Consider the following 26,324-nt stretch of genomic DNA (forward strand, 5'->3'; position numbering starts at 1 on the left):
GTTCGCTGCGTGCCTGCAGCGGAAATCAACGGGTAGAATTCATAAACCAAAAACAACAATCATTGAAAAAAGAGCCAAATAATAAAACGGACAAGCCAATGCTTGCCCGTTTTATTATTAAAGGTGATCTGTTTTTTTCGAATATTGGTTTTTCCCGGCTTTGCGGTTTTTCTCGCGCATCATATTTTTTTCGTGGAGAAGCGCATTATTGTCTTTCGCTTTCTTATCATTATCGGAAGTATGCGGCATAATAAAAATACTCCTTTCATACTGATGGGTTTAGCCTTCAGGAATATAACTGAAGTACAGTCATATTGTCTGTCAGAATGAAATGGAGTATGTATCCTGCACTTTTGGTTTAAATTTGCTTAGAGAAGAATATCGCTAAAGACCCTGGGCCAGTATGAGCCCCAATTGCTGAACCAATGGATGTAATATAGACTTCTTTGGCATTAAGCTCGTCCAGTATCAGGTTTTTCATTTCAAGGGCTGTGTCTTCATCATCAGCATGGCTGATGCCGACAGTCTGCGACTCAAAGGAAGTTCCATATTCTTTCATCAGCTCAATAATGCGGCGAAGCAGCTTTTTCTTGCCGCGCAGTTTCTCAATCGGCACAAGTTTCCCATCTTCTACTGTTAAAAGAGGTTTAATATTCAAAAGTCCGCCCAGAAATGCCGAGGCTTTCGATACACGGCCGCCTTTTGCAAGATATTCAAGATCATTTACCGTAAATAAGCTCTCGAGGTTCCGGCAGCGAAATTCGATTACTTTTTGGAGGTCTTCCTTGGATGCGCCTGATTGCGCTGCAGCTGCAGCTGCCTTCACAATTAATCCATATCCCAATGAAGCAGCCTTGGAATCGATGATGGTTAATTGGAAATCGGGGTAGTTCTCTTTTACTTGCTCAAGGATCATGACAGCGGTCTGGTATGTACCCGAAAGTTCGGAGGAAAAAGAAATATAAATGCCGTCTTCATTGTTTTTTGCCATTTTATTGAACGTTTTCTCAAAAAGAAGAGGGGATACCTGAGAAGTTTTTGGCATTTGGCCTTCCCTTATAGCTCTATAAACTTCCTTAGGTTCTATGGTGACTAAATCTTCATATTCTCCATCATTCAGTTGGACCTGTAACGGAAAAAGTGTGACGCCATGTTCTTTATAAAAGCTAAGCGGCAAGTCACACGCACTGTCAGCTAGAATTTTTACTGACATTATCTTTCACCTGCTTTCAAACTATATGAATTAAGTTTATAGAAATCAAGGAGAAAAAACAATGAATTGTGTTGAAAATGCACCTTATTAGGGTAAAGAAACTATAAAAATTCAGGGGGTAAAATATGGTTTGGCTAGAAACTAAGAAAGTATTTATTGTGTTGATTGGCGCGATATTGAATGCAATCGCGATGAATTTTTTTCTCATACCCGCTAATGTATATGCAAGCGGTTTTACAGGAGTGGCACAGCTTCTTTCAAGCATTCTGGGTGATTTCGGATCAACAGGTATATTGCTGTTCATTCTAAATATTCCTGTTACCATATTGGCCTGGAAAAAAGTTGGCCGTTCGTTTACGATTTATAGTTTTTTAAGCGTCTTCCTGATGTCTTTCTTCCTTGAAGTGATACCTGTAATCCACGTATCAAAAGATATCCTGCTTAATGCCGTTTTTGGAGGTGTCATAGCAGCTGTAGGTGTAGGGATGACACTTAAATGGGGGGCTTCCACAGGAGGAATGGATATCATTGCGATGGTCTTGTCCCGAATGAAAGACAAACCTGTCGGTACATATTTCTTCACTCTTAATGCCATTATTATTATAACAGCCGGTTTTTTATATGGCTGGGAAAAAGCTCTATACACTCTTGTAACCCTTTATGCTTCTACAAGGGTTATTGATGCCATCCACACCAGGCATGAAAAACTTACAGCTCTGATTATCACGAAAAAATCTGAAGAAATGAAAAAAGCGATCCATGACCATCTTGTCAGGGGAATAACAACTTTCCCTGCAAAGGGAGCTTTTACAAATGAAAATAAGGAAATGATGATGATTGTCATCACACGCTATGAGTTATTTGACCTTGAAAGAATCATAAAAGAAGTGGATCCGAATGCTTTTACAAATATTGTTCAAACAACTGGTGTATATGGTTTCTTCCGCAGGGATTAAATGAATGGAGGGATGAAGGATGCTTCGGCTTTTGGCTGCTGCTGTAATTATCTTTACTATGCCTATGCAAAGTTTTGAAGCTTCTGTAAAGGAAATGCCTTTTGACTTTAATGTAATGCCTCAAGCAGGACAAGAAACACTAAAGATCGATCTGCTTCTGAGGAATAAGGCCAATTATCCGCTGAGCTTTGAGTTTGGATCCTCTCATTTTTATGAAGTGGAGATTTTCACTCAAAAAGGCGAAAAGGTATATTCCTCCTCAGAAGGAAAAGTATTTTTACAGGCTATCCAAAACATTACCATTAACCCGGATGATATCAAGGTATGGGAAGAGCAGTGGGATTACAGGCATAAAGGGAAAAGAGTTCAGGAGGGAGAGTACCTAGTAAAAGCCCGGCTGCTGGCATCAAACTTAAATGGGGAAAAGTTGGAGACAAAACCTGAATCTCAAGCATCTGTTTATATCCCGGGCCAAAATCCTTCCTTTAGCCAGGCAAAGGTTACAGGCGGGAACGGCGAATATATCATATTATTTAAAGCTCGCCCAAAAAGCGGAAAGCTATGGTATACAGTTGAAGATGGCCATAATGAGCTGCAGTCTGAAAAGTCCATAGTGGCTTCATCAAATGATTGGAAGAGCTATAGGATAAAAATAAGCATTCCTTCTGTGAACATCCCTGAAAACGGAACAGTGCTTTTGCATTTATATGAAAAAGATGTAAACGGAGATATAATAAATTCCTTTCCTGTTATCCTGGAAAGGAGGTAAAAAGAGCTGGCAGCCATTGAGGCCGCCAGCTCTTTTTAGCGATACTGCGAATATTGTTCAAGCTCCTGCTGCATCTCCCGGAGCTGTGCCTGTTCAGCTGCAGTGGAGTTGGCAAATGCAGAACTTAAAGCATTTTTCGCTCGGGAAACAGTTTCTTCGCCTGCAGAATTTTTGGCTATTTCCACATATTTTCTGGCTTCCTGAAATAATCTGTTACCCATCGCTATATTCCTCCGAGGGATGATTCTTTCACATTAGCTAGTTTTTGGGCTTCCGCCTCAGCATAGGTCATGTGGTACGGGATACGCTCATCATGCTTACTAACAGTATCAGCACCCTGTTGAACGAAGCGTTTTGATTTATTACGTTTACCCATTCGAATCCCCTCCATGAAAAAGTTTGAAGCCGCAATTGGGCTGCTTCATCTTTAGTATGCTCCAAAGAAAGGATTTAAAAAGGGGATGGTTTCAAATTATTTCTTCATGGTCAGCAGCTTAAAGAGCTTTAAGATTTAATAAGTCATTTAGGTAAAGGCCGATTCCATCTTCCTCATTGGTTAATGTGACCTCTTTGGCAATATTTTTCACCTGGTCGATCGCATTGCCCATGGCAATCCCGTAGCCTGCAAATTCAAGCATTTCAAGATCATTGTCCTCATCGCCAAAAGCAATGATCCGCTCGGGTGGTATTTGGAAGTAATCAGCTGCTTTTTTGAGGCCAACAGCTTTATTCAGTCCTGTTTTCACGATTTCAATGACATGCCAGGGAGCCGCCCATCTGCGGTGGTCAATTACTTCGGCATGGACCTCGGAAAGATGATTTCTGATGGATTTTACATGTTCCTCATCAGTATGGATCAGCATGCTTGTCGGATTTTCTTTTAAGTAACTGCGCAAATCTCCCGTCGTAATATTCGGATCGCCAAAACCAAAGATGTCGAGAAGCTTCTCATCATGGTAGTGCAAATAAACATCATCAATAACTTCTGCCACGATATTATGAATAGTATAGCTATTAACGGCTTCGACAATTTCCTTTGCCACATTCATTTGCAGTGGTGTGTGGTAAACACCCCAATTATGGTCTTTAGGATGATGTATATATGCACCATTGAAATTGACAATCGGCGTAGTCAAACCCATTTCACGATAGTAAATTTCACTCGAGCGAAATGGCCTTCCAGTGGCAATCATTACTTCATGCCCTTGTTCGCGTGCCTTTTGAATAATCATTTTAGTTTTAGCCGAGATGGTTTTGTCATCTTTTAATAATGTGCCATCAAGGTCCAATGCAATTAAATGTTTTTCTGCCATAAGATCTCCTTCTAAGCGCTCAGCACTTTTATAATAATAATGTAATTGCAGCCAGCAGACTGCAGCGCATTGCTTATAGTGAAGTATGCCCCGCTTTTGTTCTAAGTGTAAAGGTTTTGGAAAAGAAAAGTCCACATGTTAAACTGAAAATATAGAAAGAATTTACATAAGACAAGAGCTTTAGCTTTTACAAAATCATTTTATACATATATGTTATCAATATTATTATAATTTTGTAAAAAAATTCATCTTGGTACAACAGGTTTAGGAGGGGAAATTGTGGTTGTAATTGAACATAAGCTTATCAGAGAAATTCCTGTTCTTGAACTTGCCAGGCAGGAACTAAAAGAGGAACCCCTGCCTTTTATCATTTTTGTTCATGGTTTTACGAGTGCCAAAGAACTTAATCTGCATTATGCCTATCTCCTTGCAGAAAAAGGGTTTAGGGTAGTACTGCCGGACACCCTATATCATGGGGAAAGATCCGAGGGCTTATCAGGCAGCGATTTAAACTTCAAGCTTTGGGATATTGTTCTGAATACCATTGCGGAATTGAACATAATCAGGAATGTCTATGAGGATTGGAACCTGATTGATCAGGGAAGAATAGGACTTGTGGGCACCTCAATGGGGGGAATAGTCACTTTGGGCGCCCTGACACAGTATGAATGGGTCAAAACTGCAGTTAGCCTTATGGGTATGCCATATTATGAAAAGTTTGCTCAGCTTCAGCTCGATGAACTGAAGAAAAATAATATCAAGGTTCCGCTCACAAATGAAGAACTAGCAGATCTCTTGAGAATTCTTAGGGAGCGGGATCTGAGCCTTCAGCCAGAAAAGCTTGCCGGAAGGCCGCTCATGTTCTGGCATGGCAAAAAGGACCCGGTTGTTCCTTATTCCTATACATACCAATTTTATGAGACCATCCAGCCCCTGTACAGTGATTCACCTGAAAACCTCCTGTTTATATCAGATGAACAGGCGGGGCATAAAGTCAGCAGGGAGGGGCTTCTTGAAACAGTTAAATGGTTTGAGGAACATTTATAACCTGTTTTTTTTCAATTCATTTAAATTTTTGTTAAGATAAAGATAGTAAATAATGAAGGAGTGCTGCAGAATGGATCAGGATTTAAAAGACAGCATTATGGGTGCACTGGAGCTTGTAGTAGACCCTGAGCTGGGGATAGACATTGTTAACTTGGGCTTGGTATATGATGTGAAAATGGAAGAGGAAGGGAAAGCTATAGTTGATATGACTCTTACTTCCATGGGCTGTCCTATGGCAGGCACAATTGTTGAACAAGTAAAGTCAGCGCTGGCAGATATCCCTGAAGTAAAAGACGCTGAAGTGAATATTGTCTGGAACCCGCCTTGGTCCAAGGACAAAATGTCCCGCTATGCAAAAATTGCACTTGGCGTACGATAAAATTTAAGCTTAAAACAGCAGGAGTATTTCCTGCTGTTTTTTTGTGCCCTTGTGAGGTAGTTCACTTATTTAACATGCCGATTACCCTATAATGACAATGGAAAGACACAATATAGTTTGCTTTACGTTGACAAATGGCCGGGAGTGAGGCCATCAAGGAGGCATCTCTAATGGGATTTGCTAGAGACTTTAATAAAGACCCTTTTATTGTGATATGGGAATTAACAAGGGCATGCCAGCTAAAATGTCTGCATTGCCGTGCCGAAGCACAGTACAGGAGAGATCCGAGAGAACTTTCCTTTGAAGAAGGGAAGGCCCTGATTGACCAAATCAGGGAAATGAATAACCCTATGCTTGTGTTTACGGGTGGAGATCCATTAATGAGGCAGGATGTATTCGACATAGCCGAATATGCCGTGAAAAAGGGTGTTCGTGTTTCCATGACGCCCAGTGCGACACCAAATGTAACTAAGGAAGCTATTGAAAAAGCCAAACAGGTCGGCTTAGCTCGATGGGCCTTCAGCCTTGATGGGCCAAATGCAGAAATTCACGACCACTTTAGGGGGACTTCCGGTTCCTTTGATTTAACGATTGAAAGGATAAAATATCTGCACGAGCTTGAAATTCCAGTTCAGATAAATACAGTTATCTCGCGTTATAATATCGATTACCTTGAGGAGATGGCCAAGGTTGTAAATGAACTCAAATGTGTTCTTTGGAGTGTGTTCTTCCTTGTTCCAACAGGGAGAGGGCAGGAGAAGGATATGATCTCACCGGTTGAGCATGAGAAGGTTTTTACATGGCTGTATAACTTAAGCAAAAAGGTTACCTTCGATATTAAGACAACAGCTGCCCAGCATTACCGGCGAGTGGTCATTCAGCAAAAAATGAATGAAGCAAAGGGTCAAAATGAGGATATTCAATATCTCGATGCTCTTACACAGCAAGGGCTGACGGGTTCCATAGATGGTTTAGGCAGGGCGCCTAAAGGAGTCAATGACGGAAATGGCTTTGTTTTCATTTCGCACATTGGGGACGTTTATCCGAGCGGACTTTTGCCTGTTAAAGCAGGGAATGTTAGGGAACAGCCGCTCGCCGAAATATACAGGGAATCACCCATCTTTAAAGATCTCAGAAATCCTGATAAATACAAAGGGAAATGCGGCCAATGCGAATTTCGTTATGTTTGCGGAGGATCGAGATCACGTGCATTTGCCATGACAGGGGATTATATGGAAAGTGAGCCGTTTTGTGTATATATTCCTAAGGCACTTAGAAAAAAAGCAGCAAAAGCGTAAAGGAATGAAGGAGTGCATTATGACTGCACTCCTATTCAATGCTGCAGTAAACGGCAGGGCAATTTTCACAGCCTATTTCATTTTTTAAATACTGAAGATCTTTAACTGTAATTCTTCCATTCATTATTGAAATAATGTCGTCCTTCTTCAGCTCGCCCAGTATCCGATTGGTGCTCTCTCTGGAGGTGCCGCAGAAATTTCCGAGTTCCTGATTCGTAAGTGGCAGATCAATGAGTATGCCGCCATCCAACTTTACGCCATAGCTGTTAGTCATTCTGATAAGAGTGGAATACAGGGCACCTTTTTTTCCATTAAGCACAAGGTCTCTGAATTTGGTCTGTGTATTGCGGAAATGGTCGCTCATCCATTTCATAAATTCATAGGCCAGAGTACTATTTTTGAAAATCTCCTTTTCCAGGACATCTTTTTTTATCACAGCTACCTCACCAGCTTCAAGAACTAAAGCATTCAATAAATATTTGGGGTCACTGGTAAATAAGGTCAGCTCACCAATGATTTCATTTTCCCCGCATAACCTGAAGGTGAGTTCCCTGCCATCTGCTGTTATCTTGCTGATTTGAATCTTGCCGGAAAGGATGATATATAGCTCATCAGCATCCATGCCTTCCTGAAAGATATAAGCCCCTTTCAGTGTTTTCATATGCCGGTCAGCGAAATGAAGAAGCTCTTTAATCTCAATGGAATGTGTCTGTTTAATGGCTGAATGAGCCATGGTAATCCTCCTTCATAAAACAGCTGTCTTTTCTCACAATAATATCATTTGTATAGTGAAAACATTGCCGGCTTTTGTGTCTTTATTGTGGCATTTTCTATAGAAATGGTTAGTCTTAACTAATAAACAGCATTTCCCTATTAACATTGCAGCGATTGTATGTTCTAATAATAAAAGCCCTTAATTTGAGATACTGGGTTATTTCTGTTATTTTAAGGGAAAGGCTAAAATATACATCTGTATAGAAAGCTTAATAAAGTCACTCTTTAAATGGAGTTGAACGAAATGGCTAAAACAATTATTAAAGATAAATTGAATAGACCTTTAAGAGACCTGCGCATATCTGTCATTGACCGCTGTAATTTCCGCTGCCAATATTGCATGCCGGCAGAAATCTTCGGTCCTGATTTTGCTTTTCTACCAAAAAGCGAGCTGCTCAGCTATGAGGAAATTGAAAGGCTGGCTAAAATTTTCGTAAGTCTTGGAGTGGAGAAGATCAGGTTAACAGGCGGAGAGCCCCTTATGAGAAGGGACATGCCTAAACTTGTTAAAATGCTTTCAGACATTGAGGGATTAAAAGATATTGGACTAACCACCAACGGTGTATTGCTTCCCAAACATGCCAAGGACTTAAAGGAAGCAGGACTGCTGAGGGTTAACATCAGTCTTGACAGTCTGGATGATGAGCTTTTCGGACAAATCAACGGACGCAATGTGGGTGTCAAACCAATCATTAAAGGGATTGAAGCAGCAAAAGAAGCAGGACTTGGGGTGAAGATCAATATGGTCGTCAAAAAAGGCCTGAATGATTCTGAAATTGTCCCTATGGCTAAGTTCTGTAAAGACAACGGCTTACAGCTGCGCTTTATTGAATACATGGATGTCGGAAGTACGAACGGCTGGAAAATGGATGAGGTTGTAACTAAAAAAGAGATTTATGAGATCTTAAAGGAACACTATTTATTGGAGCCGGTAGATCCCGATTATTTCGGAGAGGTGGCCAAGCGGTACCGCTATAAAGGTACCGATGTGGATGTTGGGTTTATTACATCTGTTTCTGAATCCTTCTGTTCAAGCTGCACTCGTTCAAGATTGTCAGCAAACGGCCAAATTTTCACATGCCTATTTAATGGTGAAGGGCACGATTTAAAGGAATTTATGAGAAAAGGCGCTACTGACGAAGAAATTACCGATCGGATTATTAGGATTTGGAACGGCAGAAAAGACCGGTATTCAGACGAGCGGACTGAAGAAACCGCTGCAAACAGGAAAAAGATTGAAATGTCCTATATTGGGGGATGAAAAAGCATGCTTTGCTGTGTCATGAGAAATGGACATAGCGGGCAGGCTTTTATTTTTGCCATTAGAATGCACAAAATCTGCAGCCGATATTGGCTGCAGAAAATGAGTGTTTAAATATATCGAGGGAAAAGAATGTTATTTTCCAGATGAACATGCATGAACGTTTGGCTTTCCAAATCTTCAAGCCGCTTATATACAAGACGGTAAGAGCCGCATGCATCAGCTGGAGGAGTAAAATCAGCTGTAATTTCCCTCAATTCCTTTAAGATTGAACCTGCATGATCATGCTCCTTCTCAAGCTCACGGATGTAGCTGATGATTTCTTCGCGATTTTCAACTTTAGGATCTTCAAGCTTTAGCAGAAGTGGAAAAACTGATTCTTCCTCTTTGGATGTATGTTCAAGAAGCTCGTGCTTCAATTCAAAGAACAATTGATGGACTTTAAGAAGCTCCTCATGGCTTTCTCCATGAACTCTTGATACCTTTGTAACATAAGGGCTAAGGAGTGATAGTTCTTCTTCAAGAGGACGATGATATCGATTAATGACATGTTCAATAATGTCTTCAGATGTACTATCTGTCCAGACCTCTAAATCATCAGTTTGGTTTTCCTTTTGAATTACTTCGTTTAATTCGCTAATCAGAACGTTCATATCCGCAGACTGCTCTGAAACTGCACGCGATAGCGGAATATTTCCGCCGCAGCAAAAATCAATGCGATGACGTTTAAAAACATCACTTGTCTTTGGAAATTCATTTACGATATCTTTTACGAGACGATCTTCGGTAATTTGTATTGTCATTGAATTTTCCTCCTTCTATCTTGTGAACTATCTAAAGAATAAACGATTATCCACTTCAACTTGGTGACGTGCATCACACTTGCAGGCTTTTTATAAAGTTTTTTGGGTAAAACCCAGCAAAAATGAAAACTGTAAGTGTGTTGATTGTCATGTTATGAATTTTCATGTACGTTTATAATAATTGAATTAGAAAAGTACATAGGAGCTGATATTATGCTGGAAAAAAGGACTCCCATTCCTGTTGCTGAAGCCGTAAAAAAAATCATGGCATATCAATTAAACGGAAGTGCAGAATACGTATCTATTAATGAAAGCAGCGGCCGTTTTCTGGCGGAAGATTTAAAAGCGACACATGATGTCCCTCATTTTGATCGATCACCATATGACGGTTTTGCTGTCCGTTCTGCGGATACAAGAGAAGCTTCAATGGAAAATCCCGTCATATTTGAGGTGGTGGACCACATTGGGGCGGGGCATGTGACTTCTAAAAACATTGGTCCATTCCAGGCTGTTAGAATCATGACGGGTGCGCAAATGCCTCAGGAATGTGATGCTGTTGTAATGCTTGAACTGGCAAAAGCATATGAAGAAGACGGTAAGAATTATATGTCCATAAAGCGATCCTATAAACCAGGAGACAATGTTTCCTTTAAAGGAGAAGATGCAAAAAAAGGAGATTCTTTAGTTAAAAAGGGGACAAAGATCAATCCCGGAATTCAGGCCATTCTCGCAACCTTTGGTTATGCAGAAGTGCCTGTTGCCAAAAAGCCTGTTATTGGATTATTTGCAACAGGAACTGAACTATTGGAAGTCCATGAACCGCTGGAGCCGGGAAAAATCAGAAACAGCAATGCTCATATGATTACCGCGCAAATTGAACGGGCCGGCGCGGAAGTTATTTATTATGGAAAGCTTCCTGACGAATTTGATACATGTTTTAATGCTGTGAAGGAAGCATTGAACAATGTAGATATGCTGATCACAACAGGCGGTGTATCTGTGGGCGATTTTGATTATCTGCCGGGCATTTATGAAAAGCTTGAGGCTGAGGTGCTTTTCAATAAAGTGGCCATGAGGCCAGGCAGTGTGACGACTGTTGCTCAGCATGAGAGAAAGCTTCTGTTTGGACTTTCGGGAAATCCTTCTGCCTGCTATGTCGGGTTTGAACTTTTTACCAGACCAGTCATCCGAAAAATGCTGTTCGCTGAGAAACCGCATTTAAGGAAAGAAACTGCTGAACTGGTGGCAGAATTTCCAAAAGCAAACCCATTTACGCGATTTGTCAGGACGTCTGTAAGTTATTCGTCAGGACGACTGGTGGCAGCACCAAGCGGAGTGGATAAATCAAACATTGTGATGAGTCTAGCCGGTGCGAATTCGCTAATGATTCTGCCAGGTGGAACCAGAGGATATGGCAAGGGGGACACCGTTGAAGTGCTATTGCTTGAGGACCATGAAGGAAGCGAATGGCCATGGTAAAGGAACCTGTTATCCTTCAGGTATCCGGCTATCAAAACAGCGGAAAAACAACGTTGATAAATAAATTAATTTCCGGATTAAAAGAGAATGGGCTTTCTGTCATTACCATTAAACACCATGGTCATGGCGGCAAACCTGAAACTCCAGAAGGCAAGGATTCCACAAGCCATATTGAATCAGGAGCTGAAGCTTCACTTGTAGAAGGGGGAGGCAGACTGCTATTGCATGCTGAAAAGAATAGCTGGAGCCTGGAGGAGCAGGTAAGGATTGTGCTGCAGCTGCAGCCGGACGTCGTGCTTATTGAGGGTCATAAAAAGGCATCATATTCTAAGGTTCTCTTGCTAAGAAGTAATGAAGATATGCATCTTTTGAAGGAATTGACAAATATATGTGCAGTGATCAGCTGGGATGATAACGTAATAAAACCAGACGATCTAAATTTTGAAGCGCCGTTTTTCAGCATTGGTGACCCCAAAGGGCCTGAGTGGATCGTTGAGTATTTAGCGAGCGAAAGAATGAAATAAAGATTAAATCAGAACAGCCCAATTTTATTGTGGGCTGTTTTTAATATCTTCAAATTTGAACGTTTTGTGGCGTTGCGTGTATCAGTGATAATCTTCACTTTATATTTACCGGGAAGATTATATATTATAGGCAGAAAGCAGCGGGGAGGTATTATAGATGAAGTTATTTATGCCAAAACAGCATGGTGCCTGGGCAATGCTGATTCTGCCATTTTGGCTCGGAGCAGCTGCATCTGATATTATTTGGTCTCATATCCCGTTTTTTTTAGGATGGATATTACTATATCTGGCCACTTATCCGGGCCTTCTGCTATTTAAAAGAAAAAGGATGGCTTTATATTCTAAATGGACAGCTATTTATCTGGTCCCGGCTATTTTACTCCTTTTAGTTCCTTTACTGGAAAGGCCATCGATTATCATTTTCGGACTTCTTTTGGTTCCTTTTTTTATTATTAATGCGCTCTATTCTTCCAAAAACAGAGATAGAGCATTGGGCAACGACTTTAGTGCCATTTGTGCATTTTCAATAGCAGGCCTTGCGAGCAGCTACTTGCCGCATGGGGAAATTTCACCGATGGCCTGGACAGTGTTTACAGCATCTATATTATTTTTTGCAGGAAGCACCTTCTATGTAAAATCAATGATCAGGGAAAAGAAAAATGGTTCTTTTAAATGGGTTTCATGGATCTTTCATACTGTGGTACCGATACTTTGGCTGCTGGCAGGCGGATGGATTGTATCTGCTGCGTTTCTTCCAAGCCTTTTCAGGTCCATTGCATTTTATGGAAAGTCATTTACACCTAAAAAAATTGGCGTTTATGAAATTGCTAATGCCTCTATATTTTTCTTAATGTTATTATTTGCCATACACACTTGAGAACCGGCCTGATGAGGCCGGTTTTTCCATTTATCAAGAAATGCGGATAATTAATATTAGAAATCTTTAAAACTTCAGTAAAATAGGTTGCAATTTTTCAAACCAGTTTCTATAATAAGAGAAACGCAAATTCATAAATATGTATTTAAATGATTAAATATACACTAAGTATGAAAGGAGCAATTATGAAGGTTTCAATAATCGGAACAACAGGATATGGGGGTGCTGAATTGCTCCGTATCCTTAAGCAGCATCCGGAATTTAACATTAAATCGATTCATTCTACCAAAGAAGGCATCCCCATTTGGAATGAATACCCGCATCTATATGGAATATTAGATGAAAATTTACAGCGAATAGATTCAGATCAAATAGCTGGACAGTCTGATATTATTTTTCTGGCTACACCATCCGGGATATCGGGAAAACTTGCTGAAGATTTTTCAGGTAAAGACGTTAAGGTAATTGACCTATCCGGTGACCTAAGAATTCCAGCTAAAGATTATGTCGAGTGGTATAAACAAGATCCTGCCAGCGAAGATCTTGTTGAAAAAGCAGTATATGGTCTTCCTGAATGGCACCGCAGAGAAATAGCATCCGCAGAAATCATATCTAATCCTGGGTGCTATCCAACAGCTGCTCTGCTAAGTCTTGCACCTGTGGTAAATGAAAATTTAATAAAACCAGATACTGTTGTCATCGATGCAAAGTCCGGAGTGTCGGGGGCAGGAAGGGCGCTTTCAAGAACAACAAGCTATGCGGAAGCAAATGAAAACCTGCGGGCTTATAAGGTAAACCAGCATCAGCATACACCGGAAATCGAACAGCAGCTGATGAAATGGAATTCCGAAATGAAGCCGATCACCTTCACGACCCATCTTCTTCCGATAACACGGGGCATTATGACAACCAGTTATGTTCAGCTGACCAAGGAATGCACTTCTTCTCAAATTCTTGAACTTTATCAATCAGTCTATGAAAACCAGCCATTTGTCCGGATTCGTCCAGAAAATACCTTCCCTTCTGTAAAAGAGGTTGCAGGCTCTAACTTTTGCGACATAGGTATCCATATGGACTCCAGAACGGGCAGACTGACAATCGTTTCAGTGATTGATAATTTAATGAAAGGCGCTGCCGGGCAGGCTGTGCAAAATGCCAATATAATGAGCGGATGTGATGAAACAGCGGGTCTCGGATTTGTTCCGCTCTATCCATAAGGAGGAAAGATAAATGCAATTAGTATCTCAAGCTGAAGTAGCTGAAGTGCCCGCCGGGAGCATCATCACACCGAAAGGCTTTACAGCAGCGGGTGTTCATGCAGGGCTGCGCTATTCCAAAAAGGATTTAGGGATTATTTTAAGCGATATTCCTGCACATTGTGCAGCAGTCTATACAACCAGCCATTTTCAGGCGGCCCCTCTAAAAGTTACACAGGAAAGCATTGCAGCCTATGGACTCATACAGGCAGTCATTGTCAATAGTGCATGTGCCAATGCCTGTACAGGGGAACAGGGTCTAATAGATGCTTATCAAATGAGAAAATCAGCTGCAGATAAATTCAATTTAAAGGAACAGCATGTGGCGGTTGCCTCTACCGGTGTCATTGGCGAGTATATGCAGATGGATAAGATAGAAGAGGGCATTAAGATGATGAAGCCCGGCAATGAGGCAATTCACTCAGACGATTTTCAAACAGCCATATTAACAACAGATTTAGTGATGAAGAAGTGCTGCTATTCTGCAGTTATTGATGGAAAAACAGTCACGATGGGCGGGTCTGCTAAGGGTTCAGGAATGATTCATCCCAATATGGCAACGATGCTTGCGTTTATCACAACAGATGCGAATATAGCCAGCTCTGATTTGCAATTTGCTTTAAAACAGGTTACCGATCGAACGTTCAATCAGATAACCGTTGATGGAGATACCTCAACAAATGATATGGTAATGGTCATGGCCAATGGAGCCAGCGGTACCAATAAACTTTCGCCGGATCATCCAGATTGGGATGTATTTATACAAATGCTTTCCAAAACTTGTGAAAGTCTGGCCAAACAAATCGCAAAAGATGGTGAGGGAGCAACAAAGCTGATCGAGGTGGAGGTATCGGGGACAAAAACCGATGATGATGCAAGAATGATTGCTAAACAGATTGTCGGCTCGAACCTTGTAAAGACTGCTATATATGGAGCAGATGCCAATTGGGGCAGAATTATCGGGGCAATCGGACAGGGCCAGCCGGCTATTGATCCATCTTCGGTAGATATTTCAATCGGACCTATAGTCATGCTGAAAAATAGTGTTCCTTTGACATTTTCTGAAGAAGAAGCAAAAGAGTACTTATCCAATACTGCCATTCAGATTACTGTGGATCTTCATCAGGGAGCAGGCATAGGGAAGGCCTGGGGATGTGACTTATCCTATGATTATGTCAAAATCAATGCAAGCTATCGTACCTGAGGGGGATGCCATTTGAAAAGTATAGTCATTAAATGCGGCGGCAGTGTTATGGAAGAACTGGGAAAAGATTTTTTTGATAGTGTTTTATTGTTGAAGAAAGAAGGATACCAGATTGTTTTTGTTCATGGAGGCGGCCCGGCAATTAACAGCATGCTGGAACTTTATAATATACCTCATGAATTTGTCAATGGGCTAAGAAAGACGACTCCGGAAGTTCTGGGGGTAGCAGAGATGGTCTTGTCGGGACAATCAAACCGCAAACTTACCTCAATGATCGAACTGCATGGTTTGAGAGGTTTTGGCGTAAATGGCAGTGATGCAGGATTACTAAAAGCAGAATGCATCAATCAGGATGAGCTTGGACTGGTTGGAGAAATAACGGCTGTTAATCCGTCGTTACTGGAAATGTTATTTAACGAAGACCTGGTCCCTGTCATTACTCCTATTGCAGCTTCAGAAGGCGGCACGAAACTGAATATCAATGCCGACTATGCTGCGGCAGCCGTTGCCAATGCCATTAAAGCTGAACAGTGCATCTTTGTAACGGATGTAAAAGGAATTTTCATTGACGGCAGCCTCGCTCCCCAGCTTGACGCGGATGAAATTGAACAGCATATTAACGATAAAAAAATTACAGGCGGGATGATTCCAAAAGTTACATCTGCCTTGAGCTTAATCAGCAAAGGACTAAAAAGCGTAATGATTGTATCAGGTAAAGAAAAGTTTTATAAGGATGGCATATGGATCGGGACGAACGTTTCTGCCAAGAAGGGGGTCTTAAATTGAGTAACCTATTTCCTACGTATGCCCGGTGGGAAGTCGAGCCGGAAAAAGCAGAAGGAAGTTATCTTTTTGATAAAAGCGGGAAGCGCTATTTGGACTTCACCTCAGGAATCGGAGTCTGCAATCTGGGCCACCGTCCAGCAAGTGTCCAACAATCTATTAACGAACAGCTGAATAAATTCTGGCATGTTTCCAATTTGTTCATACAGGGTCAGCAGGAGAATGCAGCAAAGACTCTCTCTGAAGCTGCGGGCATGGACCTTGTATTCTTTGCCAACAGTGGAGCAGAAGCAAATGAAGCAGCTATCAAACTAGCCAGAAAAGCTTCGGGACGGGAAAAAATCATTACTTTTCAGCAATCATTCCACGGGAGGACCTTCGCCACTATGGCTGCAACAGGACAGGATAAAATAAAAAACGGCTATGGTTCCATGCTGGAAACATTTAAATATGTTCCTTTTAATGATATTAATGCATTAAAGAATGATATGGATTTGGAAACAGCCGCTGTAATGCTGGAAATTGTCCAGGGTGAAGGCGGGATTCACATTGGGAATCAGGAGTTTCTTGCAGAAACAGAGAAGCTTTGCAAAGAATATGGTGCGCTGCTGATAGTAGATGAAATTCAGACCGGCATTGGCAGGACTGGGAAAGCCTTTGGATTTCAGCATTTTGGCCTTGAGCCCGATATCGTAACCGCAGCTAAAGGTCTGGGAAGCGGAATGCCAATAGGCGCTGTAATCGGAAGAAAAGCATTAGAAGGGGTGTTTGGACCAGGAAGCCATGGATCAACATTTGGCGGGAACCCGATCAGCATTGCTGCAGCTATTGCTACAATGAAGACAGTCTTTAATGATGATTTTTTACAAGGCGTTCAGGAGAAAAGTGCCTATCTTGTTGACAAATTGTCAGAAGCGCTAAAACAGATCGCAGCTGTTAAAGAGATTCGCCAACTTGGTTTGATGGTCGGTATTGAATCAGATATCCCTCTTCCATCTTTGTTAAAGGAATTAAGAGACAAGGGCTTGCTGGCATTGCCTGCAGGGGAAAATGTTTTGAGGCTGCTGCCTCCTTTGACAGCATCCAAATCTGAAATAGATGAAGCGGTACAAATTCTGCAATCCACCCTAAAGGAATTTTCAAAATCAGCTGTGTAAGCTGTATTATTTTTCACATAGATGAATAAAAATTAACAAAGTTATATAAATATACAAATTGCTTCGAGGTGTTGAGAATGGAAGGATACCTTCATTTAAATAGCGGCCATTCCTATAAGGGCCAATGGCTGACGGATCATCCTGAAAAGGATATAGAAGGGGAAATTGTCTTTTTTACAGGAATGACAGGCTACCAGGAAGTTTTGACAGATCCCTCTTATAAAGATCAAATTATTGTATTTACGTATCCTCTAATCGGAAATTATGGGATAAATGAGTCTGATTTTGAGAGCAAGAAACCACATGTTGCCGGGGTTATTGTTTATGAAGGAAGCAGAAATCCTTCACATTACAAATCCGCCTATTCACTTCAGGAATATCTTCGAAAATGGAATATTCCATTATTAGGGCATATGGATACCCGTTCCATTGTAAAGAAAATCCGTTCCGAAGGCAGTATGCCGGCAAAAATGTCTTCTTCGGAAACATCAGCTGACGGAATGCTGCTTCTAAAGGATGAAAAAGTTTGTAAAGTATCTTCACAAGCTAAGGAGTGCTTTGGAGAGGGCAGCGTTCATATAGTTGTCATTGATTTTGGCGCTAAAAAATCAATTGTGGATTCTTTGCTGAAAAGAGCTTGCAAGGTTACGTCTGTTCCATATAATACAAACTTTGAACAGATAAAAAAATTAAATCCGGACGGGGTAGTGCTTTCAAACGGGCCTGGAGATCCAAAAGAATTAAAAAGCATACTCCCGGAATTAAAAAAGGTGCTGGAGCAGTATCCGGCTTTGGGAATTTGCCTTGGCCACCAGCTGGCAGCTTTAGCATTTGGAGGCAATACAAAGAAACTGTCTTTTGGCCATAGGGGTGCCAACCACCCGATTGCGGACATGAAGAAGAGCACTGTCTTTATGTCATCACAAAATCACAGTTATGTGGTTGATGACGAGAGCATAAAAGGTACAGGGTTCAAAACCCGTTATATAAACCTTCATGACCAGTCTATTGAGGGACTGATGCATAAGGTCCTTCCAATCCATACGGTACAATTCCATCCTGAAGCACATCCGGGACCTGCGGATGGCGATTATATTTTTGATGAGTTTATGAACATGATTCAAGAGGAGAATAGGAGAGTTTTTGCTTATGCCTAAAGACACCAGTATCCAATCCATATTAGTAATCGGCTCCGGCCCTATTGTCATCGGGCAGGCAGCAGAATTTGATTATGCAGGAACACAGGCCTGCGCAGCATTAAAGGAAGAAGGCTATAAGGTTATTCTTGTTAATAACAATCCGGCTACCATTATGTCTGATAAAGCTTTTGCTGATAAAGTCTATTTTGAGCCGATGACAGCTGACAGCCTTGAGAAGATTATAAAGAAAGAACGTCCAGATGGCCTGCTTGCCACACTGGGAGGCCAGACAGGATTAAATCTTGCTTTTAAACTGAGTGAATCAGGTGTGCTTGAACGTTATGGAGTGAAGCTTTTGGGCAGCAGTATTGAATCCATTAAGAAAGGTGAAGACCGGGAAGCTTTTCGTAAGCTGATGAATGAGCTTAACGAACCTGTACCCGAAAGCATCATTGTCCATGAAGTGGAAGAAGCGCTTCAATTTGCCCGTGAAATTGGATTCCCTATTATCGTCCGTCCAGCCTATACCCTTGGCGGAACAGGCGGGGGAATTGCCGGAGATCTCGAAGACCTGATATCCCTGGTGCAGGGCGGGATAAAAGAAAGTGCGATTAGCCAATGTCTGGTTGAAAAAAGCATAGCAGGCTTTAAAGAAATAGAGTATGAGGTTATGCGGGATTCCCGGAATACATGCATCACGATTTGCAATATGGAAAATATTGATCCTGTAGGGGTACATACCGGTGATTCAATTGTTGTCGCACCTTCTCAGACCTTAACTGATGATGAGTACCAGATGCTCCGAACGGCATCCATTAAAATCATTTCAGAGCTGGGCATCATTGGAGGATGCAACATTCAATTCGCCCTGGATCCGCAAAGCAGGAATTATTACTTGATTGAAGTAAACCCGCGAGTCAGCAGGTCATCTGCCCTTGCTTCCAAAGCAACAGGCTATCCAATTGCCAGAATGGCTGCAAAACTTGCAGTCGGGTATAACTTATCGGAGATCATTAACCCTGTAACAGGAGACACATTTGCAAGCTTTGAACCAGCTCTTGATTATGTCATTGTTAAATTTCCAAAATGGCCTTTTGATAAATTTCCTTCTGCAGACCGCAGGCTCGGAACACAAATGAAAGCCACCGGAGAGGTAATGGGTATTGACCGGAATCTGGAACGGGCTCTTTTAAAAGCAATCCATTCACTTGAAGTGAAGGGAATGGATTTAATATCACCAGTTTTATCAGCTAAATCGGCAGATGAACTGGAGGAATTGCTATTAAAGCAGACTGATGAAAGATTTTTTACCGTGATTGAATTGCTGCGGAGAAACCACTCATTAGAAGCATTGCACTCTATCACAAAAATAGATTATTTCTATCTCCACATACTCAGTGAAATGGTGAAACTGGAAAAGCGCATTTCTTCCTTAACACTTGATGGAGCAACAAAAGAAGAGCTGCAGCTATTTAAGGAAAAGGGCTTCAGTGATAATTTTCTTGCATTCGAATGGAAAGTAACCGAGAAAGCAGTCAGGGGCAAACGGAAAGAGGCTGGCATTCTTCCTGCCTATAAAATGGTTGACACATGCGCTGCTGAATTTGAAGCACAATCTAATTATTTTTATTCAAGTTATTTTGGTGAAAATGAACAGGTGAAGAGTGATAAGAGAAAAGTCCTGATTATCGGAAGCGGCCCCATCAGGATTGGCCAGGGCATCGAATTTGATTATTGCTCTGTTCAGGGAGTGTTTGCGCTGAAAGATGAAGGCGTGGAGACAATCATGATCAATAACAACCCTGAAACGGTTAGTACGGATTATACAACCGCTGACAGGCTTTATTTTGAACCGTTAATCCTTGAGGATATCTTGAATGTGATTGAAGCAGAAGGAATTTCAGAAGTCATTGTGCAGCTTGGCGGGCAAACAGCTTTGAATCTGGCATCGGATCTTGAAGCTTATGGCGTTACCCTGCTTGGTACTGACTCAAATACCATCGATGCATTAGAGTACAGGAAGCTTTTTTATCAGCTGTTAGATGATTTAAATATCCCGAGGATAAAAGGAGATGTTGTCCACTCAGAAGCAGAGCTAAAAGCAGCAGCTGAAAACATTGGATACCCCATTCTTGTACGCCCATCTTATGTTATAGGCGGCAGAGGAATGGAACGTATTTCATCATCATCTGAGCTTGAAAGTTATTTAACGAAAGGTGATGTCCCTTATCCGATTTTGATTGATCAATTCGTGCATGCTTTAGAAGCTGAGCTTGATCTGGCGTCAGATGGAAATTATATATGTGCACCGGCAATTATGGAGCATATTGAAAAAACCGGAGTCCATTCAGGAGACAGCATGTCCGTTCTCCCGCCGCAAAATCTTTCAGAGAAAGTCCAGAATAAAATGCTGGTCTATGCAAAAGCGATTGTGCAAAAGCTCCATTATAAAGGACTTATGAATATTCAATATATCGTAAAGGATGAAGAGGTATTTATTCTTGAAATTAACCCCCGTGCAAGCAGAACGGTGCCTATTATCAGCAAGGTCACAGGTGTGCAGCTGGTAGAGATTGCGACAAAAATATTGCTTGGGAAATATAATTTGTCGAAAGATGAAATTCCGGCTGATTCGAAACTCCCGTTTGTATGTGTGAAATTTCCGGTCTTCTCGAATTATGCTTTAAAGGGGTTGGACAGCAAAGTAGGGCCTGAAATGAAATCAACAGGTGAGGGCATTTCACTGGCGCCTAATTATGAGGAAGCTGTCAGAAAGTCTTTCCACGCTGGTTTAAATGGTGTTAAGGGCAAATGTGTCGTAATAGCAAATTCTCCAAAAACAGACGAATTAACACATTATATTAATCAGGCTAAAGCTGTGCCTGTTTTCCTGTCTCCAGACAATATGGACTGGAATGCCCAGGAAACCTTTGCGTTATATAATCCCGGAATGAGTGAAGAAGATAAAAAAATGAGAGAAATGGGAACCAAAAACAGAATTTTGACTTTCAGTGAAAAGGAAACGCTTATTGCATTATTAAAATCAATGACGGCAGGCGAATGGGATGTTAAGTCCATTGAAGATTGGCAGGGCATAAAAAATAATGAGGCAGAAAAGGAAGTGGGCGTCATATGATTTCAACTCAGACAGCGGATAAGAGCTTAAATATTAAAGGGAAGGACTTTCTAACACTTGCAGACTTTTCAGGAGATGAAATAAAGGGACTTTTGGAAAAAGCAAAGCAATTAAAGGCAGCTCATTTGCAGGGGGCAGAAACATCTATCCTTAAAGGGAAAATCCTTGGCATGATTTTTGAAAAGTCATCTACGCGTACAAGGGTTTCCTATGAAGCAGGGATGCTTCAGCTTGGGGGCCATGCCTTATATCTAAACAGCCAGGACCTGCAGCTCGGAAGAGGAGAAAGCATAGCGGATACAGCTAAAGTGCTTTCCCAGTATGTTGATGCGATTATGATCCGCACGTTCTCACATGAGAAGATACAGGAACTTGCTTATCATGCGGACATCCCGGTTATTAACGGCCTGACAGATCTTTATCATCCATGCCAGGCTCTTGCAGATCTACTAACAATTGAAGAAAATAATGGGGAGTTAAAAGGCCAAAACCTGGCATATATAGGCGATGGCAATAATGTGGCCCATTCATTAATGATTGCTTCTGCCAAGATGGGGGTAAATATCACGATTGCCTGTCCTGCAGGGTATGAACCGGATCAATCTGTTCTCCAGCAGTCACAAGAGTTTGCCGAACAAATCGGTTCAAAGGTAAGCGTCACATCAAATCCTGAAGAAGCCGCTGCTAATGCCGATGCCATCTATACGGATGTCTGGACGAGCATGGGCCAGGAAGAAGAGAATGACAAGAGACTCAAAGACTTTGCTGAATATCAGGTTAATCAATATCTTGTCCAAAAAGCCAAAAAAGATTACGTCTTTTTGCATTGTCTGCCTGCCCATCGCGGTGAGGAAGTTACAGCAGAGGTCATTGATGGAAACAATTCCGCTGTGTTTCAGCAGGCTGGGAACAGGCTTCATGTTCAGAAAGCCATTCTTTCAGAGATATTATAATGGAAAAGCCTTCTCATCGCAGAGAAGGCTTTTTCATTAAGATAATAAGTAAACAAGCGGCCCAACGATAAAACAATAAATTGCAAAATACTTCAGGTTCCCTTTAGCCATTATATTCATAAACCATTTCAGGGAAAAGTAAGATGCAATCAGTGAGGCAAAAAAGGCTATAATATAGGGTAAAGCCAATTCAGATAAATTGGGATCAGTTAAAATGTCGTTGAAGCCCAATATCATTCCGCCGGCACTTACGGGGATATATAGAAGGAAAGAAAACCTTAAGGCTGTTTCCTGTTTCATCCCAAGTCCCATAGCGGCGACAATGGTGGCACCGGAACGGCTGATTCCCGGTATCAGGGCAACTGCCTGGGCAAGACCTACAATGATTGCGTCCTTATAAGATAATTCAGCATCATTTTTCCGTCCGCGTAAATTCCTGATCAGCCACAGGGCAAGTCCAGTTACGATAAGAGTAATCCCTACTGTCTTAATATTGGCAAGATGGTCATCAATAAAATCCTCAAACAAAATGCCAATAACACCGGCAGGGATGGTACCGATAATCAAGTAAAGGATAAATTGAAAATCTGCTTCCGCCTGCTTATCTTTGGTTGTAACGTATGCAAGGCCATTTCGAATCAGTCTTATAATATCCTCTCTGTATATAAGCAGAACAGCTAATAAAGAGGCTGTATTTACAAGAAGTGCAAAGCTTAGCCCTTTAATATCAAGGTCGAAAAAGTGCTGGGCAATTTCCAGATGCCCGCTCGAAGAAATGGGAATAGGCTCAGTAAATCCCTGAAACAATCCCAAAAATAAGTACTTAAGCAATGTCAGAAAATCAGTCACAAGTAAATCCTCCATAATGAAATCTCATACATCCCATTTAACTATAAAAAGGAGAGCAGAGTAAAGTGATATCCTTTTCATTGCTTTATGCGATGCCAATAGTTTCCCTCATGAGAGATGAAAGAGTGGAAATAATAATAAGTGATTTACGATTAAAGGAGGTATTTGGATGGGGCAAAACAGACAATTTAAGGCTGGCCAGAAGGCGCCTAATAATGGAATTTATATAGAAATTGGCGAAACGGGAAGCAACGTCAATAATCCTCAAATGCTTAAAATGAGAGCGGGGGACCAATTCCCGGAAACATCCAATCATAACCGGATTTGGACATATAAAAGAAAGCCCTGATTTAATAAATGGAAATTGGGGAAATAGGAAATAGAGCCATCCCTATAGCGGATGGCTTTTTAGATATGGAAAAAGCTGAAAACTTTACATATGAAAAGATTGCCTTATAATAAAATTAAAAGGTCAAAAAAGGTCAAAGAGGAGGTTGCATAATGGATGTAAATCGGATGACAGAGCGGCTTCAGGAAGGGTTAATGAATGCACAGTCCATTGCTATTCGCGGGCAGCATCAGGAGGTGGATGAAGCTCATTTATTCCTGGCTTTATTGGAGCAGGAAAACAGCCTTGTTTCATTAATTTTGTCAAAAATGCAGGTTCCTGCAGATTCCTTTTCTGATAAAATGCAGGAAGCACTTAGAAAGAAACCGCAAGTATCCGGTTCAGGAACAGAACAAGGGAAGCTGTATATTACCGGTAAACTGCAGCGGCTGCTGGCCGAAGCAGAAAAATACATGAAGATCTATCAGGACGATTTCATGTCAGTGGAGCATGTACTGCTGGCTGCTGCAGCAGCGGATACCGAAACGGCAGTAATTTTAAAATTATACGGGATAAGTCAAATGCAAGTGGAGCAGGCGATTAAAGAAGTCAGGGGGAATCAGAGAGTGACATCGCAAAATCCTGAATCAACATATGATGCATTAAAAAAGTATGGAAGAGATCTTGTCTCAGAGGTAAAGAAGGGAAAAGTTGATCCTGTAATTGGCCGGGACAGCGAAATCAGGAATGTCATTCGCATCCTTTCAAGAAAAACCAAAAATAATCCGGTTTTAATAGGCGAACCTGGGGTAGGAAAGACTGCTATTGTCGAAGGTTTGGCGCAGAGAATTGTCCGTAAAGATGTGCCTGAAGGCCTTAAGGATAAAACCATTTTTGCCCTTGATATGAGTGCTTTAATTGCAGGAGCCAAATTCCGGGGTGAATTTGAGGAAAGACTGAAAGCAGTTTTAAATGAAGTTAAGAAAAGCGAAGGCAGAATTCTTCTTTTTATTGACGAATTACACACCATTGTAGGTGCGGGCAAAACAGAAGGAGCCATGGATGCAGGGAATATGCTGAAACCTATGCTTGCAAGGGGAGAATTGCATTGTATAGGAGCTACCACCCTTGACGAGCACCGCAAATATATTGAAAAAGATCCTGCCTTGGAACGGCGTTTTCAGCAGGTATTGGTGCAGGAGCCGGATGTAGAGGATACAATCTCCATTCTAAGAGGGCTGAAGGAGCGCTTTGAAATTCATCATGGGGTCAACATCCACGATCGTGCATTAGTGGCTGCCGCAACCTTATCAGACAGGTATATTACAGACCGTTTCCTCCCTGATAAGGCGATTGACTTGGTTGACGAAGCCTGTGCGATGATCAGGACGGAAATTGATTCAATGCCATCTGAGCTGGATGAAGTCACAAGAAGGGTCATGCAGCTGGAAATAGAAGAAGCGGCACTAAGAAAAGAAATTGATGAAGCAAGCAAAAAGAGACTCGGAGATCTGCAAAAAGAACTGGCTGAACTAAAGGATCAGGCAAATAGCATGAAAGCTAAATGGCAGCTTGAAAAAGAAGGAATCCAAAAAGTCCAGGAAAAGCGGGAGCAGCTTGAGATTATGCGCCGCGAACTGGAGGAAGCCGAAAATAATTATGACTTGAATAAAGCCGCAGAACTTCGCCATGGAAGAATCCCGGCTTTGGAGAAGGAATTGAAAGAGCTTGAAATTGCAGTTAATGAGAATCAAGGGGACAGGCTGCTGAGAGAGGAAGTCACAGAAGAAGAGATTGCTGGCATTGTGGCAAGGTGGACAGGTATTCCCGTGATAAAACTTGTTGAAGGAGAACGTGAAAAGCTGCTTCGTCTTGAAAGTATCCTTCACGAAAGAGTAATTGGTCAGGATGAAGCGGTGCAGCTTGTGTCAGATGCTGTCCTAAGAGCCAGGGCAGGCATTAAAGATCCAAACCGCCCCATTGGCTCTTTCATCTTCCTTGGCCCAACCGGGGTGGGAAAAACTGAATTAGCTAAGGCGCTAGCACAGTCACTGTTCGATAGTGAGGAGCAAATAATCAGAATTGATATGTCCGAATATATGGAAAAACATGCTGTATCAAGATTGATTGGCGCTCCTCCGGGGTATGTAGGTTATGAGGAAGGCGGTCAGCTGACAGAAGCTGTCAGAAGGAAGCCGTACTCAGTAATCCTGCTTGATGAAATTGAGAAGGCTCATCCAGAAGTTTTTAATATCCTCCTGCAGATGCTTGATGATGGAAGGATCACTGACTCACAGGGCCGCACGGTTGATTTTAAAAATACGGTTATCATTATGACTTCCAATATCGGCTCCCACATTCTTTTGGAACGATCTTCCAATAAGTCAGACATAACTGAAGAGACCAGAGACAATGTACTTGGACAGCTGAGGAGCCATTTCCGACCGGAGTTTTTAAACAGAGTGGACGAAATTATCTTGTTTAAGCCATTAGCTCTCAATGAAATAAAGGGTATTGTATTAAAATTAATTACTCAGCTTCAAGCAAGATTATCAGATCAGCATATTAAGTTAAGTATAAATGAAAATGCGAGAGAATATATTGCAGAAAACGGGTTTGATCCTGTCTACGGCGCCAGGCCGCTCAAACGGTTTATCCAAAGGAACGTTGAAACAGCACTAGCCCGCAAAATAATCACAGGAGAAATTAAAGATCAAAGTGAAGTTATTATATCAGCAGAAAACGGCAGAATTGAACTGCTGGTAAAATAAGGACACAAATGAAAAGAATCATCCTGAATTAACAGGATGACTCTTTTCGTTTCCT

The 26,324-nt window shown here is 41.5% G+C and carries 26 protein-coding genes; 18 read left to right on the forward strand and 8 right to left on the reverse strand.

The annotated features are described in order from the left end of the window. Positions 1-117 precede the first annotated feature (117 nt). The gene (locus CHI10_RS08475; RefSeq protein ID WP_009331260.1) at positions 118-249 is read right to left on the reverse strand and encodes a DUF3941 domain-containing protein; all 132 of its coding nucleotides are present in this window, start codon (positions 247-249) and stop codon (positions 118-120) included. Positions 250-358: 109 nt separating this feature from the next. Further along, on the reverse strand, positions 359-1,213 hold the full coding sequence (locus CHI10_RS08480; protein WP_095243886.1) for a DegV family protein: 855 nt from the start codon (positions 1,211-1,213) through the stop codon (positions 359-361). Positions 1,214-1,338: 125 nt separating this feature from the next. Here CHI10_RS08480 and CHI10_RS08485 point away from each other — a divergent pair, with 125 nt between their 5' ends. Further along, the gene (locus tag CHI10_RS08485; protein WP_095243887.1) at positions 1,339-2,169 is read left to right on the forward strand and encodes a YitT family protein; all 831 of its coding nucleotides are present in this window, start codon (positions 1,339-1,341) and stop codon (positions 2,167-2,169) included. A gap of 19 nt (positions 2,170-2,188) precedes the next feature. Beyond that, entirely contained in the window at positions 2,189-2,938 is a 750-nt protein-coding gene (locus CHI10_RS08490; RefSeq protein ID WP_095243888.1) for a BsuPI-related putative proteinase inhibitor, read from the forward strand. Positions 2,939-2,973: 35 nt separating this feature from the next. Here CHI10_RS08490 and CHI10_RS08495 read toward each other — a convergent pair whose 3' ends face one another. From CHI10_RS08495 to CHI10_RS08500, 3 genes are all read right to left on the reverse strand, one after another. Then, a complete protein-coding gene (locus tag CHI10_RS08495; RefSeq protein ID WP_048011909.1) occupies positions 2,974-3,159 on the reverse strand; it encodes a DUF3813 domain-containing protein in 186 nt (61 codons plus the stop codon). 2 nt (positions 3,160-3,161) lie between these two features. Continuing rightward, positions 3,162-3,314 (reverse strand): hypothetical protein, encoded by a 153-nt coding sequence (locus CHI10_RS22285; RefSeq protein WP_174750431.1) that lies wholly within the window; start codon positions 3,312-3,314, stop codon positions 3,162-3,164. Between the two features lie 118 nt (positions 3,315-3,432). Further along, positions 3,433-4,251, reverse strand: coding sequence for a Cof-type HAD-IIB family hydrolase (locus tag CHI10_RS08500; RefSeq protein ID WP_095243889.1), 819 nt, complete (start codon positions 4,249-4,251; stop codon positions 3,433-3,435). A 279-nt stretch (positions 4,252-4,530) separates the two neighbouring features. On the opposite strand from CHI10_RS08500, the gene CHI10_RS08505 reads away from it, so the two are divergent. The 3 genes from CHI10_RS08505 (at position 4,531) to CHI10_RS08515 (ending at position 6,975) form a co-directional block, all read left to right on the forward strand. Further along, positions 4,531-5,298 (forward strand): alpha/beta fold hydrolase, encoded by a 768-nt coding sequence (locus tag CHI10_RS08505; RefSeq protein WP_095243890.1) that lies wholly within the window; start codon positions 4,531-4,533, stop codon positions 5,296-5,298. Positions 5,299-5,368: 70 nt separating this feature from the next. Beyond that, entirely contained in the window at positions 5,369-5,677 is a 309-nt protein-coding gene (locus CHI10_RS08510; RefSeq protein ID WP_095243891.1) for a metal-sulfur cluster assembly factor, read from the forward strand. A gap of 170 nt (positions 5,678-5,847) precedes the next feature. Next, positions 5,848-6,975, forward strand: a complete 1,128-nt coding sequence (locus tag CHI10_RS08515; protein WP_095243892.1) for a TIGR04053 family radical SAM/SPASM domain-containing protein — start codon at positions 5,848-5,850, stop codon at positions 6,973-6,975. A gap of 31 nt (positions 6,976-7,006) precedes the next feature. Here the strand turns inward: CHI10_RS08515 and CHI10_RS08520 are convergent, their stop codons facing one another. Beyond that, positions 7,007-7,708: a Crp/Fnr family transcriptional regulator gene (locus CHI10_RS08520; RefSeq protein WP_095243893.1), complete on the reverse strand. Its 702-nt coding sequence runs from the start codon at positions 7,706-7,708 to the stop codon at positions 7,007-7,009. Positions 7,709-7,993: 285 nt separating this feature from the next. On the opposite strand from CHI10_RS08520, the gene moaA reads away from it, so the two are divergent. Then, positions 7,994-9,010: a GTP 3',8-cyclase MoaA gene (gene moaA, locus CHI10_RS08525; protein ID WP_095243894.1), complete on the forward strand. Its 1,017-nt coding sequence runs from the start codon at positions 7,994-7,996 to the stop codon at positions 9,008-9,010. A gap of 110 nt (positions 9,011-9,120) precedes the next feature. Here moaA and ric read toward each other — a convergent pair whose 3' ends face one another. Beyond that, positions 9,121-9,813, reverse strand: coding sequence for an iron-sulfur cluster repair di-iron protein (gene ric / locus CHI10_RS08530; protein WP_095243895.1), 693 nt, complete (start codon positions 9,811-9,813; stop codon positions 9,121-9,123). A 213-nt stretch (positions 9,814-10,026) separates the two neighbouring features. Between ric and CHI10_RS08535 the strand changes: the two genes are divergently transcribed. From CHI10_RS08535 to argF, 10 genes are all read left to right on the forward strand, one after another. Continuing rightward, the gene (locus tag CHI10_RS08535; protein ID WP_095243896.1) at positions 10,027-11,292 is read left to right on the forward strand and encodes a molybdopterin molybdotransferase MoeA; all 1,266 of its coding nucleotides are present in this window, start codon (positions 10,027-10,029) and stop codon (positions 11,290-11,292) included. Continuing rightward, positions 11,280-11,816, forward strand: a complete 537-nt coding sequence (mobB, locus tag CHI10_RS08540; protein WP_095243897.1) for a molybdopterin-guanine dinucleotide biosynthesis protein B — start codon at positions 11,280-11,282, stop codon at positions 11,814-11,816. Before CHI10_RS08535 ends, mobB begins: the two co-directional genes overlap by 13 nt. A gap of 157 nt (positions 11,817-11,973) precedes the next feature. Further along, positions 11,974-12,693: a YwiC-like family protein gene (locus tag CHI10_RS08545; protein ID WP_095243898.1), complete on the forward strand. Its 720-nt coding sequence runs from the start codon at positions 11,974-11,976 to the stop codon at positions 12,691-12,693. 185 nt (positions 12,694-12,878) lie between these two features. Further along, positions 12,879-13,910 carry an N-acetyl-gamma-glutamyl-phosphate reductase gene (gene argC / locus CHI10_RS08550; protein WP_095243899.1) on the forward strand — a complete coding sequence of 344 codons (1,032 nt, stop codon included), beginning with the start codon at positions 12,879-12,881 and terminating at the stop codon, positions 13,908-13,910. A gap of 13 nt (positions 13,911-13,923) precedes the next feature. Further along, positions 13,924-15,153, forward strand: a complete 1,230-nt coding sequence (gene argJ, locus CHI10_RS08555) for a bifunctional ornithine acetyltransferase/N-acetylglutamate synthase (protein WP_095243900.1) — start codon at positions 13,924-13,926, stop codon at positions 15,151-15,153. Between the two features lie 12 nt (positions 15,154-15,165). Then, positions 15,166-15,939: an acetylglutamate kinase gene (gene argB / locus CHI10_RS08560; protein ID WP_095243901.1), complete on the forward strand. Its 774-nt coding sequence runs from the start codon at positions 15,166-15,168 to the stop codon at positions 15,937-15,939. Beyond that, positions 15,936-17,093 (forward strand): acetylornithine transaminase, encoded by a 1,158-nt coding sequence (locus CHI10_RS08565; protein ID WP_095243902.1) that lies wholly within the window; start codon positions 15,936-15,938, stop codon positions 17,091-17,093. The genes argB and CHI10_RS08565 overlap by 4 nt, the downstream gene beginning before the upstream one ends. 77 nt (positions 17,094-17,170) lie before the next feature. Beyond that, positions 17,171-18,250: a carbamoyl phosphate synthase small subunit gene (locus CHI10_RS08570; RefSeq protein WP_095243903.1), complete on the forward strand. Its 1,080-nt coding sequence runs from the start codon at positions 17,171-17,173 to the stop codon at positions 18,248-18,250. Further along, positions 18,243-21,368, forward strand: a complete 3,126-nt coding sequence (locus CHI10_RS08575) for a carbamoyl-phosphate synthase (glutamine-hydrolyzing) large subunit (RefSeq protein ID WP_095243904.1) — start codon at positions 18,243-18,245, stop codon at positions 21,366-21,368. The genes CHI10_RS08570 and CHI10_RS08575 overlap by 8 nt, the downstream gene beginning before the upstream one ends. Further along, entirely contained in the window at positions 21,365-22,321 is a 957-nt protein-coding gene (gene argF / locus CHI10_RS08580) for an ornithine carbamoyltransferase (protein ID WP_095243905.1), read from the forward strand. Before CHI10_RS08575 ends, argF begins: the two co-directional genes overlap by 4 nt. Before the next feature lie 36 nt (positions 22,322-22,357). Here argF and CHI10_RS08585 read toward each other — a convergent pair whose 3' ends face one another. Beyond that, entirely contained in the window at positions 22,358-23,170 is an 813-nt protein-coding gene (locus CHI10_RS08585) for an undecaprenyl-diphosphate phosphatase (RefSeq protein ID WP_483294949.1), read from the reverse strand. A 169-nt stretch (positions 23,171-23,339) separates the two neighbouring features. Between CHI10_RS08585 and CHI10_RS08590 the strand changes: the two genes are divergently transcribed. Beyond that, positions 23,340-23,519 (forward strand): YjzC family protein, encoded by a 180-nt coding sequence (locus tag CHI10_RS08590; RefSeq protein WP_095243907.1) that lies wholly within the window; start codon positions 23,340-23,342, stop codon positions 23,517-23,519. A 152-nt stretch (positions 23,520-23,671) separates the two neighbouring features. After that, the gene (gene clpB, locus CHI10_RS08595) at positions 23,672-26,269 is read left to right on the forward strand and encodes an ATP-dependent chaperone ClpB (RefSeq protein WP_095243908.1); all 2,598 of its coding nucleotides are present in this window, start codon (positions 23,672-23,674) and stop codon (positions 26,267-26,269) included. Positions 26,270-26,324 lie beyond the last annotated feature (55 nt).

It is taken from the genome of Bacillus sp. 7894-2, from assembly GCF_002272225.1.
In the GTDB taxonomy this organism is placed as follows: domain Bacteria; phylum Bacillota; class Bacilli; order Bacillales; family Cytobacillaceae; genus Cytobacillus.

Excerpts from the sequence above, each read along its gene's own strand:
- mobB (WP_095243897.1), top strand. The coding sequence starts at position 11,280 with ATGGCCATGGTAAAGGAACCTGTTATCCTTCAGGTATCCGGCTATCAA.
- CHI10_RS08500 (WP_095243889.1), bottom strand. The coding sequence starts at position 4,251 with ATGGCAGAAAAACATTTAATTGCATTGGACCTTGATGGCACATTATTA.
- CHI10_RS08485 (WP_095243887.1), top strand. The coding sequence starts at position 1,339 with ATGGTTTGGCTAGAAACTAAGAAAGTATTTATTGTGTTGATTGGCGCG.
- clpB (WP_095243908.1), top strand. The coding sequence starts at position 23,672 with ATGGATGTAAATCGGATGACAGAGCGGCTTCAGGAAGGGTTAATGAAT.
- CHI10_RS08535 (WP_095243896.1), top strand. The coding sequence starts at position 10,027 with ATGCTGGAAAAAAGGACTCCCATTCCTGTTGCTGAAGCCGTAAAAAAA.
- CHI10_RS08480 (WP_095243886.1), bottom strand. The coding sequence starts at position 1,213 with ATGTCAGTAAAAATTCTAGCTGACAGTGCGTGTGACTTGCCGCTTAGC.
- CHI10_RS08545 (WP_095243898.1), top strand. The coding sequence starts at position 11,974 with ATGAAGTTATTTATGCCAAAACAGCATGGTGCCTGGGCAATGCTGATT.
- CHI10_RS08515 (WP_095243892.1), top strand. The coding sequence starts at position 5,848 with ATGGGATTTGCTAGAGACTTTAATAAAGACCCTTTTATTGTGATATGG.
- CHI10_RS08570 (WP_095243903.1), top strand. The coding sequence starts at position 17,171 with ATGGAAGGATACCTTCATTTAAATAGCGGCCATTCCTATAAGGGCCAA.
- CHI10_RS08590 (WP_095243907.1), top strand. The coding sequence starts at position 23,340 with ATGGGGCAAAACAGACAATTTAAGGCTGGCCAGAAGGCGCCTAATAAT.
- CHI10_RS08575 (WP_095243904.1), top strand. The coding sequence starts at position 18,243 with ATGCCTAAAGACACCAGTATCCAATCCATATTAGTAATCGGCTCCGGC.
- CHI10_RS22285 (WP_174750431.1), bottom strand. The coding sequence starts at position 3,314 with ATGGGTAAACGTAATAAATCAAAACGCTTCGTTCAACAGGGTGCTGAT.
- argF (WP_095243905.1), top strand. The coding sequence starts at position 21,365 with ATGATTTCAACTCAGACAGCGGATAAGAGCTTAAATATTAAAGGGAAG.
- CHI10_RS08475 (WP_009331260.1), bottom strand. The coding sequence starts at position 249 with ATGCCGCATACTTCCGATAATGATAAGAAAGCGAAAGACAATAATGCG.
- CHI10_RS08510 (WP_095243891.1), top strand. The coding sequence starts at position 5,369 with ATGGATCAGGATTTAAAAGACAGCATTATGGGTGCACTGGAGCTTGTA.
- ric (WP_095243895.1), bottom strand. The coding sequence starts at position 9,813 with ATGACAATACAAATTACCGAAGATCGTCTCGTAAAAGATATCGTAAAT.
- argJ (WP_095243900.1), top strand. The coding sequence starts at position 13,924 with ATGCAATTAGTATCTCAAGCTGAAGTAGCTGAAGTGCCCGCCGGGAGC.
- CHI10_RS08520 (WP_095243893.1), bottom strand. The coding sequence starts at position 7,708 with ATGGCTCATTCAGCCATTAAACAGACACATTCCATTGAGATTAAAGAG.
- moaA (WP_095243894.1), top strand. The coding sequence starts at position 7,994 with ATGGCTAAAACAATTATTAAAGATAAATTGAATAGACCTTTAAGAGAC.
- argC (WP_095243899.1), top strand. The coding sequence starts at position 12,879 with ATGAAGGTTTCAATAATCGGAACAACAGGATATGGGGGTGCTGAATTG.
- CHI10_RS08490 (WP_095243888.1), top strand. The coding sequence starts at position 2,189 with ATGCTTCGGCTTTTGGCTGCTGCTGTAATTATCTTTACTATGCCTATG.
- CHI10_RS08495 (WP_048011909.1), bottom strand. The coding sequence starts at position 3,159 with ATGGGTAACAGATTATTTCAGGAAGCCAGAAAATATGTGGAAATAGCC.